15 protein-coding genes are annotated in these 15,116 nt (G+C 55.7%); 5 read left to right on the top strand and 10 right to left on the bottom strand.

Features of this window, described 5'->3' with window-relative positions:
* Nucleotides 1-19: 19 nt before the first annotated feature.
* From RDV48_31115 to RDV48_31125, 3 genes are all read right to left on the bottom strand, one after another.
* Nucleotides 20-1,828, bottom strand: a complete 1,809-nt coding sequence (locus tag RDV48_31115; GenBank protein MDQ7827286.1) for a hypothetical protein — start codon at nt 1,826-1,828, stop codon at nt 20-22.
* Nucleotides 1,829-2,182: 354 nt separating this feature from the next.
* Nucleotides 2,183-2,938, bottom strand: a complete 756-nt coding sequence (locus RDV48_31120; protein MDQ7827287.1) for a hypothetical protein — start codon at nt 2,936-2,938, stop codon at nt 2,183-2,185.
* Nucleotides 2,939-2,942: 4 nt separating this feature from the next.
* A complete protein-coding gene (locus RDV48_31125) occupies nt 2,943-3,416 on the bottom strand; it encodes a hypothetical protein (GenBank protein ID MDQ7827288.1) in 474 nt (157 codons plus the stop codon).
* A 346-nt stretch (nt 3,417-3,762) separates the two neighbouring features.
* Here RDV48_31125 and RDV48_31130 point away from each other — a divergent pair, with 346 nt between their 5' ends.
* The gene (locus RDV48_31130; protein ID MDQ7827289.1) at nt 3,763-4,281 is read left to right on the top strand and encodes a GAF domain-containing protein; all 519 of its coding nucleotides are present in this window, start codon (nt 3,763-3,765) and stop codon (nt 4,279-4,281) included.
* Nucleotides 4,282-4,523: 242 nt separating this feature from the next.
* Here the strand turns inward: RDV48_31130 and RDV48_31135 are convergent, their stop codons facing one another.
* The 5 genes from RDV48_31135 to RDV48_31155 form a co-directional block, all read right to left on the bottom strand.
* Complete coding sequence (locus RDV48_31135) at nt 4,524-4,715, bottom strand: hypothetical protein (GenBank protein MDQ7827290.1); 192 nt, start codon at nt 4,713-4,715, stop codon at nt 4,524-4,526.
* Between the two features lie 253 nt (nt 4,716-4,968).
* On the bottom strand, nt 4,969-5,361 hold the full coding sequence (locus RDV48_31140) for a hypothetical protein (protein MDQ7827291.1): 393 nt from the start codon (nt 5,359-5,361) through the stop codon (nt 4,969-4,971).
* Nucleotides 5,362-5,579: 218 nt separating this feature from the next.
* Nucleotides 5,580-6,470, bottom strand: coding sequence for a YiiX/YebB-like N1pC/P60 family cysteine hydrolase (locus RDV48_31145; GenBank protein ID MDQ7827292.1), 891 nt, complete (start codon nt 6,468-6,470; stop codon nt 5,580-5,582).
* Nucleotides 6,471-6,572: 102 nt separating this feature from the next.
* Nucleotides 6,573-7,679, bottom strand: coding sequence for a DUF5009 domain-containing protein (locus tag RDV48_31150; GenBank protein MDQ7827293.1), 1,107 nt, complete (start codon nt 7,677-7,679; stop codon nt 6,573-6,575).
* Nucleotides 7,660-8,508: a polysaccharide deacetylase family protein gene (locus tag RDV48_31155; GenBank protein ID MDQ7827294.1), complete on the bottom strand. Its 849-nt coding sequence runs from the start codon at nt 8,506-8,508 to the stop codon at nt 7,660-7,662. Before RDV48_31155 ends, RDV48_31150 begins: the two co-directional genes overlap by 20 nt.
* 160 nt (nt 8,509-8,668) lie before the next feature.
* Here RDV48_31155 and RDV48_31160 point away from each other — a divergent pair, with 160 nt between their 5' ends.
* The 4 genes from RDV48_31160 to RDV48_31175 are packed head-to-tail and all read left to right on the top strand — an operon-like array spanning nt 8,669 to nt 12,994.
* Nucleotides 8,669-9,913, top strand: a complete 1,245-nt coding sequence (locus RDV48_31160; GenBank protein ID MDQ7827295.1) for a M20 family metallo-hydrolase — start codon at nt 8,669-8,671, stop codon at nt 9,911-9,913.
* Nucleotides 9,914-9,941: 28 nt separating this feature from the next.
* The gene (locus RDV48_31165) at nt 9,942-12,029 is read left to right on the top strand and encodes an oligopeptide transporter, OPT family (GenBank protein ID MDQ7827296.1); all 2,088 of its coding nucleotides are present in this window, start codon (nt 9,942-9,944) and stop codon (nt 12,027-12,029) included.
* Between the two features lie 15 nt (nt 12,030-12,044).
* Nucleotides 12,045-12,446: a PqqD family protein gene (locus RDV48_31170; protein MDQ7827297.1), complete on the top strand. Its 402-nt coding sequence runs from the start codon at nt 12,045-12,047 to the stop codon at nt 12,444-12,446.
* Entirely contained in the window at nt 12,443-12,994 is a 552-nt protein-coding gene (locus tag RDV48_31175) for a hypothetical protein (protein ID MDQ7827298.1), read from the top strand. Before RDV48_31170 ends, RDV48_31175 begins: the two co-directional genes overlap by 4 nt.
* 53 nt (nt 12,995-13,047) lie before the next feature.
* On the opposite strand, the gene RDV48_31180 is transcribed toward RDV48_31175, so the two are convergent.
* Both RDV48_31180 and lpdA read right to left on the bottom strand, forming a co-directional pair.
* Nucleotides 13,048-13,581 (bottom strand): hypothetical protein, encoded by a 534-nt coding sequence (locus RDV48_31180; protein ID MDQ7827299.1) that lies wholly within the window; start codon nt 13,579-13,581, stop codon nt 13,048-13,050.
* A gap of 11 nt (nt 13,582-13,592) precedes the next feature.
* Complete coding sequence (gene lpdA / locus RDV48_31185) at nt 13,593-14,924, bottom strand: dihydrolipoyl dehydrogenase (GenBank protein MDQ7827300.1); 1,332 nt, start codon at nt 14,922-14,924, stop codon at nt 13,593-13,595.
* Between the last annotated feature and the right edge of the window lie 192 nt (nt 14,925-15,116).

Here is a 15,116-nt window from a genome sequence, read left to right on the forward strand (position 1 = left end):
CAGGTGGGATTCGCACCCACTATACAACACGACCTTGCTCGGCCGCACCGCACATCTGGACTGGAGTGTCCAAACCCATATCCCCATTGGGTTCCTGGGCATTTGAATCAGCCTGGATAATCCTCTTGACGGACCTCCCCGTGACGGCCACCTCGAAGGCCTCGGGAGCGATATCCCACTTTTTGTGGACAGCCCTCTTCGCAAAACGAAGGAATCCCTCGACAGCCTGCATGAGGGTGGCCACCGGGACCTCCTGGGCGTAGGAGAGCCACGCCCCCTGGACGCGGGTCCCCTCAATGAATACCCTGGCGAGATACCGCGCCTGCTCTGGCGTGAGCTTCCCCGCCTGTATAAGGTCCAGCATATCGGGATACTCCAGATAGCTCCTTTCCTGTTTGATGAGGGAATAGGCAGTGCTGCGGGACATCCCGAGGCGTTCCCTGGAGTAGTGGCCCAGGCTGAGGAAGAGCATGTCCTTGTAGAGGCCGAAATTGTTGAGAGTCCGAAGGAGGCGCCCCTGGTAGAAGGAGAGGGAATGGCGCAGCATTGCCATCTCCCTGAGCCGTGCAATGGTTTCGAAGGGATCGGCGGCAGGACGCACCAGGGACCCATCGGGAGTGACAGCGGTATCGACATCGGGCCTGTGGCCTGCGGGAGCCTGGAATTCCGAAGGAAGCTCCACCGTGACGGGCTTCCAGGGGAGGAACTCCCACAGATGCGACACCTCTTCGAGGTCCTTGTGGACCTGCCGTGCAAGCTCTCTGTCCCGCTCGCCGAAGGGGGCCTCATTATCGAGGGAAGCTATAGCACCCGCCAGGGCGCTAAGGAGAAGTGCCTTCTCCCCGAAGGCGGGATCGGCGCCGGTCTCCCTGGAGCCGGAAGCATCAGGGCCATCGTGAGAGTGTGCTCCATCACCGAGGGTGGCGCAGGCGCCCTGGGAGGCCTCACGGACCTGGGAGCTATTCCCCTGCTGACGGCAGAGAGAAGCTCCCGCGGCCTCCTGAGCCTCAGGCTCCTGTGCCTCCAGGCCCAGGCTTCCGATGCCCTCAAGCGGCGCCGAAGCGGCGAACTCGGCGAGAAGAGCCTCCACGAATGACTCCGAAGGGAGCTCTGCCTCTTCCATCCTTCGGAAGACCTCAAGGGCCCGGTCCCACTTCGCGGCAACGGGAAAAGGAACCCGCGCGCTTACGGCGAGGCTCCCTGTGTCCTCTTCGTCGTCATCCCCGGCGACAAAGGTATTGATGCCGCTCCCCCCGGGGCCGCCTTCAGCATCCCCCGAAGCACCTGTGCCGGCCTCACCGGCACAGGTTTTAAAACACTTCACCTCCTCCTCAATTTCTCTTATGGTGCACCGCATGGCTTTTGGGAGCCACTCCGCCTCGTTCTCAGGCGTCACGACCTGGAAGAGATACCGCAGCGCGCTCTTGCGCAGAAGCCCCTCCTCAAGAGCCTCCCTGATGAGTGGGAGCCTTTGAAGGGCCTTCGCATTCCGCATCAGCTCATAGCCGCTCCTTGATGAGATCCCAAGCTCCTCTCGGACAAAGTCGCCGATACGCACATAACCGAGCTTCTCGATCTTCCCGTTGAGGGAAAGGAGGGCCTCCCCTATGAGGATATCAAGCTTCGTGCCGGCGGAAGAGAGGCACCAGAGGTTCCAGTCCAGGACTTCCCCGGTGAGGTCCCTGAAGATATGCCTGCTGTCAGCCCGTGAGAGCACCTCGTCGGCGCCGTAGGTCACCAGCGGGAGGCCAGGGAGTGCCCTGAAGACCTGCCCGCTCTCCATGGTGGCCTCGTATCCGGGATACTCGCGGATCGTGCCGGTATGCACGATAATCCTCCTTTCACAATTTTTTGCAGAGAGAGCAGATACTTTTGTATCTCTATTAATATTATACAAAAACAATCAGGTCATGTCAAAATGGTCATCTGCAGAAATGCTTGTCATTATTAATGTTGAAGGTCATCGCTGAGTGGTATGTGAATGAACAGAAAGACCTGTTTTGTGATTTTTTGCTTCAAAACCCATGGAGGCCCCACCAGTGCAGAGAAAAGGCATTATCTGAAAGGGGAGGGAAGAGCCTTTGAAAAAAGAGCCGATGAATAATATTTTCAATCTCAATGAGCGCGGACCTGGATTTGCCGCGCTATCCTGAATTGGGAAAATGGAATGGAGCCGGAAAAGCTAAATGCTGAAAGGATAGCGGCTGAGCGTCTCCACTTTCTGCGACGCCCCGGGTTTGAAAGTGAACCGGTCTTTGGGAAATGAAGGGCTCGCGGTGAACTCCGTGCAGGTGTATTTGCGGCCGAAGACCTCCTCGCTGGTCCCCTTACCTTCACTTTCTCCACCGGTGCTGTCCTGCCTTTTCAGGATCACTTTCTGGGAGGGGTCTATCCAGAAGGTAAGGACCACGTCAGCGCCGATGGAGCTCCGCTGCCTCGAGGTAAAGACCTCAACGTCTCTGCCGAGAATTTTGTCCTTGGCGGTCCGCTCAGTGGGCAGACCCTTCGGAACCTTCCAGAACCTTATTATCTCGAGTGCAGTGCTGTCGGGCTCCATTTTGAGCACCGTGTTCTGCTGCTCCTTGTTCCACTCGTCAAGCTCTTCATCGTCTCCCTTGGTATCGTAGGAGGTTTTCCTGTTGAACTCCCAGAGCGTCTTCCCATCGAACGCCACATCGCATTCATGGGTGATGACTCCCTCTTCACCGAAGCCGAAGGACTCCATCTCCATGGGCTCTTTACGGTGCATGAAGAACTTGTCTCCCTTGACAGCCAGATCGATATAATGAAGAGATTTTTTCCCCCCCGTGAGCTCGCTTACCTCGATAGTCCACTTTGACGAGAACGAAGAGCCGGCACCGCCGCCGCACCCCCCGCAGCAGAGAGCGAGAGCGCAGGCAAGCGTCACAAAGCAAAGCAGGGTGTTCATCCTTTTCATCGGTTTATCCATCCTTTCTATTGATATCTTCGGGAGAGACAGGAGGAGGAGAGAGGGCCACCCCGGGCTTTTTCGCCATGACGAGGCTCCGGAACTCATCAAATCCAATGAGATCAGCGCTTACGTTTAATGTCATGCCGTCGGAAGCGGTAATCATAAGGGTCGAGGCGCTTTCCTGGACCTGTTTTATTTCATTCCACCTGAGAAAGACTTTTTGAAAGAGGCCTTCAAAGCGGAGCCCATCATCCTGGGGCTCTATGGCGACATAGAAATCCCTGATCCCGATCTTTATAAAAGTGAAGGCAAGCCAGAGAAGGAAGGCGGCCATGATGAATATGCAGGACTTCTCGACGAAAGACGGCACCTGGATGGACGTTTCGGCAAAGCACACATAGAACATCGCCAGGGAAATGAGGGTGGAGATAAGGGCCGGCACAAGGAGAGGAAGCCTCACGAGAATATTGGAGGAATATTTCATATGCGCAGCTGCCTTTCCCGATTGAATGGCGTGGAAACCACAGGTTATTCTTGACCCGGTCAGGCGTCCAGGTTCTCTTCACCCATTGAAGATTATAGCAAAAACAGCAGAACCCGGCAAGTTATGTGATAGTCCGATTTCTATGCTCCACATGGCATGCAGCCTCACCTCACGAGGAATTCCGATCTACTGTTCGTCTCCGAACAGTTTTGCACCTCTGACCGTCCGCCGCTGCGTGCGCTCCTTCTCCCGGAGCCTTCTCCGGGCTCTTTCATTTCAAGCAGGTTTCTGCCGGCAGTACAGGGAACTGAAAATCAGCATGTATTTGCGGCAAGAGGGGAGCGCGATGGGTCAAAAACGCTGCAGCCTTGAGGAAATCCAGGCGAAAATCGAGCGCCATGGAGCATCGGGAGAAGAAGCCGAGACCGTGCTCTCCCGCTGCTTTGAGGACATTATCGGATGCTTCAATACCGGGCGGGCCTTTCTGCAGCTCTATGACGCTGAAAAAGGTGATTTCGTCACCACAGCGGGCCACAACGTGGACACCGACCATCTTTTCGACAAGGAATTCATCAGTGTCACCATTTTGAAAAAGGTCACGAAAGAGCGGCAGCCGGTCCTCACGATGGACGCGATGGAGGATCCCCGCTTTACCACCAGATCCAGCATCGCCATTTCTGGACTCCGCTCGGTGCTCTGCGCCCCGGTCAACGTTCTTGAAGGGCTTGTCGGCATTTTCTACATGGACAATAACTACCGCCGGGGCGTCTTCAGCAGGGATGACGTGACCTTTCTGGAGGCGGTCCTTGGAAAGCTCGCCGCAGTGGTGAAAAAGATCCGCCCCGATATCCGGCCGAAAGCGTAAGACTGGCTTACAAGATTTTCCATCAGGGTTTTGCCTGCCGGCCGCCATGGCATGCTGTGTCATGGCGGTGCAGCGTAGCAGGTCGCTGCTGTCGGGCCCCCAGAGTCTCTCAAAGAGCTCTTATTTATTTACAGCGTCAACCATGCCTCTTCCGTCATGGTGCCCGTGACCACTCCACCCGCTTGTGAGGCTATCAAGGAGGCCACTGAGGAATCCTGCCCCTCCGGAAGATCCACGAAGAGCTAATTGGCCACGAAGAGGAAATGCTCGTCAGGGTCCGTTGCAATGGAAGCGGTGTCGGGCTCAAGAAAAGACTGTGCGCCTTCGCCGCCGGATTGAAATGAAACGGATTCGGTTCCTCCCCCCCCCCCGCACCCTGAAGATAGCAAGACCAGGCAGACGAGCACCAGGAAATACCAACGGGAAGTTATCATAGCGAATCTCCTTTCAGGGGGCTCGAAGGGGCGGCGGGAAAAAGCCGTGCTGCGATAGTCATGATAACCTTCGACACCACGGGTGGTGAAGACCTGCCTCTTTCGCCAGGCTACTGCGGACTTACACGCGCTCCAGGGCATATCGTCAGCGGGCTCATACTCCCAGGTCTATTTCAACAAGTATCAGTAACAGGCTCTTGATGAGAAAGGATCCTGCCTGGCATGTTCCATCTCCAGGTGTGAGCCCTCCAGGTTAAAGGCTTATTCTGTCGGTGGGAAAATCGCCCCTGCGCCATTTATCGCTTACAGGGTAGGTACCCGCCTTCATTTCATTAGCCACCTCAGAGAGCGTGGGTTCATCATCTGCCTTTTTCCCTGCATCCTTCGGTGCCTTTTCCCCGCCGTGGCTCTTTACCTTCTTTTCAGCCTGCAGATCCTCGGCTTCCTGTGAGAAAGAGGTGAGCTCTTTTGAGCCGCTCACCATCTTCCCGTCCACGGGGGGACCGAAGGAGGCATCCTGCCTGAATTCGCCGGGGCCGTCCTTGATCTTCACCTCGGAGCCCTGCCTGATGGTACCGACCTGCTTGCTGCCCCCGCCGCCCCCATCGGAAATTCCGCTGATTGAGCCGATCTGCTTGTCTGACATTGGATTCTGCCTCCTTGTGCTGTGGTGCGGTTCTTATGCTTCGAAGCATATCCTGCCTGAGAACCTACAATATGAGAATTATAGCAGTTTGCGGCAGTGATAACAATAGAATATTGCCATATAATTGTGAACGAGTTGCCAAAATTTTGCAAGAAAAAGAGAGCTGCATCACCTGATACGGCTTTCATGCAGTCACTCTATGAGTTCAGGCATTCAGCCTATTCGTAAAGGCTGAACTTGCCGGCCTGGATCTTGTTCCCCACCATCGTGGCCAGGGTGCCGCCAGCCATAAGCCCTGCCAGGGCCCCCACCGGGCCGAGGGCAAGCCCCGCCGCGATGGCTCCCGCCACGGCCGCCCCTGTAACGGGGTAGTGGCTCATCATCGAGTTTAAGAAGCCACCGTTCCTGTTATAGACCAGCTGGGCCCCCTCGATCTTCTGGAAGGCGTTGGGACCTACGTAAGGCTTTCCCATGAAAGTGGTGAGAGGTGTCTCGATGGGGTTGGGCATGGCTTTCAGGGCCTTCTGCACAAGCTCCACGCAGTAAAAGGCGCTGTCATCATTCTGATCAAAGACATCGTCATAAGGCTTGCCAAGCTGGGCCCGGGCATAGTCAAGGGCAGCCTTCTTATCATCCTCGGTCTTGTAGGGAGGCCTGATGATGGCAATATTGGCCCTGTCGTTGAGATATTCATTCACATCCCTTCTCTGCACCTCGGAGCTCGCCTCGAGGAGCTGACCATTCCCCTCGTAGATGGCTGCGTGGGTGTAATCAGAGGAAAAGACGATCTTCTCCAGGACCTGCCAGTTGGGGTAGGCGTCATTGGTCTCAAGGAAGATGTCGCCGGGCTGAAGGAGGTCCAGCACCTTCTTTTTCTCATCTTCAGGGAATTTCTGCGTCGTCGTGGGGACCCTGATGTTCAGGATACGGTCGGTGAAGAACCCGCCCATTTTCTGCTTCAGTGAGCCGCCGGTACCTGACAGGGCGAGGGAATCGGCTGAAAAGCAGGAAACGACCTGCTCGCCATTGGCCTCCTTTGGGATTCCCTTTGAGGCAGATGGGGAAATGGCCCTGTAATGGGCATTCGGGCTGTTCATGATCTCTTTCATAATGGTGCCCCCTGTCGCACGATCTTTTGATTATTATAACAAGGCGCCCGGCAAGACGCAATAAAATCCCGCCAAGAGGAAGAAGAGGGGGGGGTGAATTCCCTAGACCCTCAGGAATATCTTTTTCCTGTAAAGGTAGTGGAGGACAAGCCACCAGAGAAAAATGTAAGTGAAGGTGTAAAACCAGCTCCCCATGACGGCGCCCATCGAGGAAGTGAGTCCCGTGATATACCATTGCTGCATGCTTGCCATCCTGCCGTCGGCGAGGCGCATTTTCCACTCCTGGAATATCCAGAGCTTGACGCAGATGGGCACCACGTAGGCAAAGATGGCATTGGACCCGAAGACAATAAGGGGATAGGCCCAGCGCCGCAGTCCTTTCATGTCAATGATGAAATAGAGGATTCCCAGGGTGATGGAGGCCGTGCCTGCCATGAGCAGGATGTAAGCGGGCGTCCAGACTGCCTTGCTGTAAGGGAGCGAGAGGTTCCAGAGCATTCCCGCCAGGCAGAGGATGATGGCCGGGATAAAGATGAAGCGAAGCCTTGTAAGGTCATCGATATCTTTCTTCCTGAAGAGGTCTCCGAAGACAGAGCCGATCATCACCATGGCGGCCGTCGGTATTACCGAGAGAATCCCCGCGAGGCCCAGGGGCCTCAGATGGGTATTATTAAGATAATAGATGATATTCATATTCTCTTCAAAGAAGCCGGCTCCCACACCGGGAATGGCGACGAATTTTATAAAAGCCCAGTACGAGGACAGCAGGAAAAATGCCGCAAGGCACCGCCACCGGAGCGGGAGCACATAGAGGAGCGTCCCGACGAAGTAAGCCAGGGCAATGAGCTGGAGCACGCCCAGGGTGAAGAGGGGCTGCTTTGCAATGCTGCTGTTGATGAGGCACCCCAGGAGATATAATCCCGCGGTGCGCCCCGCCGCTTTCAGGTAAATCTGCAAGTATGAGGTGCCTTTTTTTCGCTGCGAGGCCCAGGAAAAGGGGAGGGCAGCTCCTACGCAGTAGAGGAACCATGGGAACACATAGTCGGCCATGTACACCCCGCTGTTCCAAGGCGCATGCATGACAAAGACAGGTGTAGTGGCCTCGAGGGCCGTGTTGTTGACCAGGAGCATCAGTATTATGGTGATGCCCCGGAGCGCGTCGAGGGATTGAAGCCTGGCAGGCGCGGTCTCACTTGTTTTCAAGCTCATGGGCCATTTCCGTTATGGTAATGAATTTATATCCTCTCTTTTTCAGATGCTCGATGATGTCGGGAAGGATGTTGATGGTCTGCTGGACCCCGTCATGGAGCAGTATGATGCCGCCGTTGTCTATGTTAGCCAGCACGCGGTCCTCGATCTTTTCCTTCCCGGGCCTGGCATAATCTCCCGGGTCGTCGGTCCAGAGAACCGTGGTGAGGCCGCACCTGGCTGCCGCCTGGATGACCTCGTCATCGTAGTCGCCGCCGGGCGGCCTGCAGAACTTCGGCTCCCTGCCTGTTATTGATTTGAGCACCTCGTTGCAGGCAAGCCATTCCACCTCTATCTCTTCCTTAGGTATTTTGGTAAGATTCACGTGATGGAAGGAATGATTTTCCACCTCATGGCCTTCTGCCGTGAGAGCCCTTACGAGATCCTTGTGCTTTTCAGCCATCTTCCCCACGAAGAAGAAAGTGGCTTTCACCTCGTATTTCTTGAGAAGCCTTATAAGCTGAGGGGTGAAGAGGCGGTGGGGGCCGTCGTCAAAAGTGAGAGCCACCTCTTTTCTCGATAGATCGCCATACATGAGCTTGTCATATACAATCCCTTTTCTTCCCTCGCGCTTATGCTGGGCCTTAAGTTCCTCCGGCGAGCGGTACACGGCTTCATGGGCCCTTTCCCAGAAGCGGTCAACTCTTGCGGGGTGGCTGTGGACTTCCTTGAAAGCGTCGCCTGCCGACTTCTCTGCGGGGGGTTGCCTGAATCTGGGGCCGCAGCTGGCAACAGAGACCACAATGAGGAGGAGAAGGATCTGCATCAAGCGCAGGATAGCCGTTTTCATGAGAGCTCGCTTAATGATCAGGATGAGTCCTGCAGTCAGGAGATCCCTCATGAAATACTCCGGGGGAGGGCTTATTCCCTTCATAGCCGCGTGAGAGAACACTGAGAAGGACATGGGAGCCCTGTGGAGAATCAAATGAGGATATTTCAGGAGGTGTGAGATGAAAACAAGGGAAGACCTGCATAAGATATTCTCCCGCATCGACGGCTACCGTGAAGATGTGATAACAATGCAGCGCGAGCTGACGGCCATTCCTGCACTTGCCCCCTCGAGCGGAGGCGAAGGGGAATGGAAAAAGGCTCTTAAGGTAAAGGAGTATATGGAGAAGGTGGGCTACGATGAGCATTATGAGCTCAACGCCCCCGATGAAAGCATTCCGGAGAGAAAGACAAGGCCCAACCATGTGTACCTTGTCAAGGGCAGAGAGGGCGGTAAAACCATCTGGATTATGAGCCACCTGGACATTGTCCCCCCGGGAGAGCGGAAGCTCTGGGAGAGCGATCCCTACGTGACGAGGATCGACGGCGACACAATATACGGCCGCGGTGTCGAGGACAACCAGCAGGGCCTGGTCTCCTCGATACTCGTGCTGAAAGCCTTGAAAGAAGAAGGAATAAAACCTGCCCACAACGTGGCGCTCCTTGTCATCTCTGACGAGGAGACGGGAAATACCCTGGGAATCCAGCATATCCTGAAAGTGAAGCCCGACATCTTCGGGAGCGGCGACCTGGTCTTCGTGCCGGACTCGGGAAGCGAGGAAGGCACAGATATGGAGGTCGCCGAAAAGTCCATTCTCTGGGTGAAAGTGACCACCAAGGGCAAGCAGTCCCACGCGAGCAGGCCTCACACGGGAATTAACGCCTTCAAGGCCGCCTCCCACCTTGTGGTGAAGTGTGAAGGGCTCTACAATGATTTTGCCGGCAAGGATCCGATATTTGACCCGCCGGGAAGCACTTTTGAGCCCACGAAGAAAGAGGCCAATGTGCCCAACGTGAACTCCATCCCCGGGGAAGACGTGTTCTACCTGGACTGCCGCATCCTTCCCCCAGTGGACCTCAAGGCCGTGAAAGCCAGGATTGAGGGCTATGCAAAAGAGATAGAGCAGGCTTTTGGGGTGACCATCCTTGTTGAATACGTGCAGGAGCAGAAGGCGGCGCCGGCCACGAGCCCCGATTCGCCGGTGGTGAAAGCCCTCTCCGCGGCGATAAGAGAAGTGTATGGAGCGGAGCCGAAGGCAATCGGCATAGGGGGAGGCACCGTGGCTGCCTATGTGAGAAAGGCAGGTCTGCCGGCCGTGGTATGGGCCCGCATCAATGAGACGGCCCACCAACCGAACGAGCACTGCAGCATCGGGAACGTGCTGGGCGACGCAAAGGTCTTCGCCCACGTGTGCCTGTCTGAGTGACGCTCTCAGAACATCCAAGGAGGAACATATGGAAAACAAAGAATTCAAGCCTTATGTGAGCGCTGACACTTCGATGAAGGAATTTACCCTTCCGGCGCTGGTCATAGGGTTGATCATGTCGGTGGTTCTCGGCGCGGCTAATGCCTACCTGGGCCTCAAGGCCGGTATGACCATTGCAGCCACATACCCTGCAGCCGTAATAGGCATGGCGCTCCTTAGGCTCTTCAGGGGATCGATTCTGGAGGAGAACATCACAAGGACCGTGGGCTCAATCGGTGAGTCAGTGGCCGCCGGCGCCATATTCACCCTTCCAGCTTTCATCATAGCGAAGATATGGACCGGTCTCAACTACTGGGAATGTACCGAGATCATGCTGGTGGGAGGCATCATTGGTATTCTTTTCGTGACCATCCTCCGGAGAGTCATGGTGGAAGACCGGGATCTGCCCTTCCCTGAGTCTGTGGCTGCAGCCGAAATCCACAAGGCCGGCCAGGGAGGATCTGGAGCCAATCTTCTTTTCATGGCCATGGGGGTGGGAGCCCTTGTGAAAGCCCTTGGAGAATTTAAATTCTTTGCCGCAACCTGGGAGAAATTTGTATACTTCTCAAAAAGCTCCATCATGCTCACCCTCAAGAAGAATGAATTAGACATCAAGGAGGCTGTCACAGGGAGCGGGGGAGCCCTGATCACTACGCCTGGTGTAAGCCCCGCTTACATGGGTGTAGGCTATATCATAGGTCCCACCCTCGCCTGCCTCAACTTCAGCGGGGGGCTCCTCGCATGGGGGCTTTTTGTGCCGCTCCTCATGTATTTTATGGGACCCCAGATCTTCGAGTTCCTTGCAAAAGTCCACGGCAATGACCTGGCAACATACCAGAATGAATCAATGATCACGCTCTCCTACCAGGTCTGGAAATTCATGGTCCGCCCCATCGCTATTGGCGGCATGCTTGTGAGCGCAGCGTACACTCTTTACAACATGAGAAAGAACTTGATAGAGGGACTCAGGAGGGCAATCACCGATGTGAAAAAAGCCGCAGGCGAGAGCCACGACGTAACGAGGACCGAAAAGGACCTTGATTTCAAGTTCGTCTTCGGCGGCCTCATCCTGGCCACAGTCTTTACCTTTTTCGTCTACAACCAGTTCACCCATAATGTGATGTCGGCCCTCGTGGCTGCTGTCGTGATGATTATCGCCGGCTTCTTCTTCGCCGCTGTCTCAGGGTATCTTGTAGGCCTCATAGGATCGAGCAACAACCCGATCAGCGGCCTCACCATATCTACTCTTGTGGTGGCGGCCCTTCTTATGGTGATCCTTGGCCAGAAAGGCCAGGAAGGCGTCGCTGCCGTGCTGGGCGTCGCCGCCGTGGTGTGTGTTTCCGCAGCCGTTGCCGGCGAGATGCTCCAGGACCTCAAGGTGGGGCATATTCTGGGCGGCACGCCCTGGAAAATGCAGATAGGCGACCTTCTCGGTGTCGTTCTCTCTGCATCGGTGATGGTGTTCCCCCTTATGATCCTCCACCAGGGAGACATCAATAAATACGGGCCGGAAATCGGCGGGTTCGGGGGGAAAACCCTTCCCGCGCCCCAGGCAGGGCTTATGGCCATGCTGGCCCAGGGCATAGTGGGTGGTGAGATGGCCTGGCCTCTTATCATCATCGGCATGATCATGGCAGTCGGCTTCATCCTGATAAAGGTAAAGAGCCCCATGCTTGTCTCCGTAGGCATGTACCTGCCATTTGAGACCACTGCCGCAATTTTCATCGGGGGAATGGTCAAAGGCCTCGTTGAATTCCTGGCCGAGCAGAGAAAATACGGGAAAGCACAGAAAGAGAAGGTTGAAAATGCCGGTGTCCTTGTGGCATCAGGCCTCATCGCCGGTGAGGCCCTCATTGGACTGGTATTTGCGACTATGGCATTCATGAAAATCAAGACAATCGCTATTTTCCAGAATCCTACCTTCTATATCAGCATACTGGTGATAGTGGCCATTGGTGCTCTCCTCACCTTCATCCCTCTCAAGGAAGGCATGGCGGAGCCCACTCCTGCTGACAGGCCGGGGAAGCCCGATGAGCCGCCCTCAGGGGAGAAATCGACAGGCGATGATGAGACTTAAGCGGTAACAGCAGCTATGGCGGATAAAAAAAAGCACGCAGTAAACCTGCTCCTGCTGAAGCCACTTCATAACAGGAGATGGGAGGAGCTCGACGGCGGAAACGTCGCCGTGCTCCAGCCCCGTTTCAGCAACAGGTTTGTCAAGAGGCTCATCGATCCGCTCCTCAGGCACCCTGATATCAGGATCAGCCTCGACCGCCACGGCTCCTTTGTGTGGAAGCGATGCAACGGCAGACTTACCGTGGGGGAGATTGCCAGGGATTACGAAGAGGCATTCGGGCCAGGTGAAGAGCCCGTCGTTGACAGGGTTGCCCTTTTTATGAAGCACCTTGAGCGCTACGAGTTCATCACCTATCCCAATCTCAAAGAACTTATGGCACAGAGCTCCTCTGTTGCCAGGAAAGAGGTTTCTCAATGAGCGTACGGAAGAAGCAGTCCCCGGTCCAGGAGTCCTTTCCGCCGAAGAAGCGCCGGGAATACTGGAAGGAAGTAATTTTCAAGGAGCTTTCCGAGGATGACAAGCGCATCATAGAGGAAGTGAACCTTGAAGATCTCACCGATATGAGCTCATACGTGGAGTTTGTGATGGAGACCATCTCTGTGATCATTGTCGATCAGCAGAAAGTCCTGGAAAGCGACCTGCATTCCCAGGAAGAGGAAAGAAGGACACGGGATCGGGTGATCCAGTCACTTCTCAGTTTCAGCACCTATGGCTCGACGCTCCTGTGCCACCTCTGGGAGAGAAAGGAGAAGCTTGACAGGAGGCTCTCAAAAGCGATGACGCTCTGGATCTCCCGGCAGGCGCAGCTCGTGATAAATGCCATACGCTCCATGAGGGAATTCCTGGGCGCCTCCGATGTCCGCTGTTCAGTGGGCACCTCCGTTGAAGGCCCGAAGATCGAAATCACGCTCATGTTCTCGTCATTGCAGGAAAAGCAGGAGAAGCAGGGTAAAAGGCTCATTTAAAGTATAAGGCCCTGGCCTCTCTATGAAAATAGGAAGCTGTTCCCGGTTTTCTCTCAGGGGCTCTGGACCTGGTTCGGGTCGCTGTAATCAATGACGATTGTCCTGCCGCCCTCGAACTTATACATCACCCCGACTATTTTCACCTTCTTCGGCATATGGAAGACCATGGTGGCCACCATATCCGCGCCCGGCCTGAGGGGCATGTCCTCTATTAAGGGCTTCATGTCTTTCTTCAGGAACTTCGTGGCGCTCACGCCCGAGTAATACTTCCCATTATCTCCCACGAGGAAGAGGTTCTTGGCCCTGATGGTGAGCGTCACGGGGTGGTAGCCGTAATCCCTGAGGGTCTGGTCCGTGAGGTTAGCGAAGTTAGCCACGATCTGTGCGAAGGTGTTTCCCGCCGTGGCGGGCTTATCTTTCCCTGAGTCAGTGGGAATGGTGTCCTTGGTGATGACTTCCGTAACCCGCATGTAAACCAGGCCGCTTGAAGCCCTGAAGAGCCTCGGCTTTTTTTCCGCCGAGATGCTGGGGAGCGCTGCTGCCAGGAGCACCAGCGCCAGAAAGCCGGGGATCAGAATTTTTCTCATTGCAGTGCCTTTCATTGGGAATGGATGGGCCTCCCCTCGAGGAGATGGAAGGCTTCGGAATATATCTCGGCAAAGGTGGGGTGGGCCCTGATGACCTCTGCCATCCTCCTTATGGAGATACCTTCCATAACGGCAAGTATTCCCTCGTGGATGAGCTCCGTTGCTTTCTCGCCCACGATGTGGACGCCCATAACCTTCCGGGTGCCCCTGTCCGCCACGATTTTTATAAGTCCCGCTAGCTCGCCGCTCGCATGGGCTTTTCCCATCACCCGGTAAGGTATCTTCCCCACGAGAGGGTTTTCAAGGCTTCCCTCGGCCATCCCGACAGAGGCGACCTCCGGGTGGGTGTAAATACAGTTGGGAATTGCCCTGCCGCTGAAAGGCTCCTTTTCGCCTGCCGCGCAAAGGGCGGCCGTGATGCCCTGGGCCGTCGCCGCATGGGCAAGGAGGGTGCTCCCTTCGACAATGTCGCCGATGGCATAGATGCCTTCCACGGAGGTCTCAAGGTATTCATTTATCTTGACCCGGCCTTTTTCAGTGGCCACACCCGCTTTTTCAAGGCCGATGCCGCCGGTATTGAACTTCCTTCCCACAGCCTGCAGGATCTTGGAATAAGAGGCTTTTGTGCCATCAGAGAACGAGACGGAGGCACCTTCGATTTTTTCCACGGGGCATCCTGTCTTGATCTGGAGGCCCTTCTTCTTGAGCTCCCTCGCAAGGGTGTCTGTGAGCTCAGCGTCAAGGCCGGGAAGGATCCGCGGCAGCATTTCCACGACAGTCACTCTGCTTCCAAGCTCCGCGAAGAAGCAGGCCATCTCGAGGCCCACGGCACCTGCGCCAATCACCAGGAGCGTCTCAGGGATCTCATTGAGGCAGAGGGCCTCATCGCTGGTGATGATATTCTCGCCGCTGAAGAGGCGCAGAGCCTCGGTGCCCGTGGCAAGTATGATGGAATCGGCTTCCACCGTGGTTCCCCCGGTTTCAATAGCACGGCTGCCAGCCAGCGTGCCCTTTGAAGGGACAAGGGTGACGCCGCGCTTCTTCAGGAGCCCCTCAACGCCTGTGCGGAGCGTGGCCACCACTTTATCCTTGCGCGCCATCATTGCAGGGAGATCGGCGGTGGGCTTCTCGACCTTAATGCCGTATTTCCCTGCTTCCCTTATTTTGCTGTAAAGCTCACTGCAGGCGAGGAGGGCTTTTGTGGGGATGCAGCCCCTGTTGAGGCACGTGCCTCCAACCTGCCTTTCCTCTATGAGGGTCACCTCCATGCCTTTCTGAGCAGCGGTGAGGGCCGCCGCATATCCGCCGGGGCCACCTCCCAGCACGGCAAGTCTTTTCTTCATCGGTTCTGTCCTTTCTCATCCCGGCTTTTCACGAGGACCTTGACGCCTCCCGCGATGCTCCGCTCCTCCTCCCCGCACAGGGGAGAAGATGGGGATATTATACCCCAAAAGGGATAATATGTAAACGGTGAGAGACGCGAGAGCCCTGCATAACTCGCAATGAAAATGCCTGTGGGAGATTGTGGACACAAC

The sequence above is a fragment of the Candidatus Eremiobacterota bacterium genome (assembly GCA_031082125.1).
Classification (GTDB): Bacteria; Vulcanimicrobiota; CADAWZ01; order CADAWZ01; family Ess09-12; genus Ess09-12.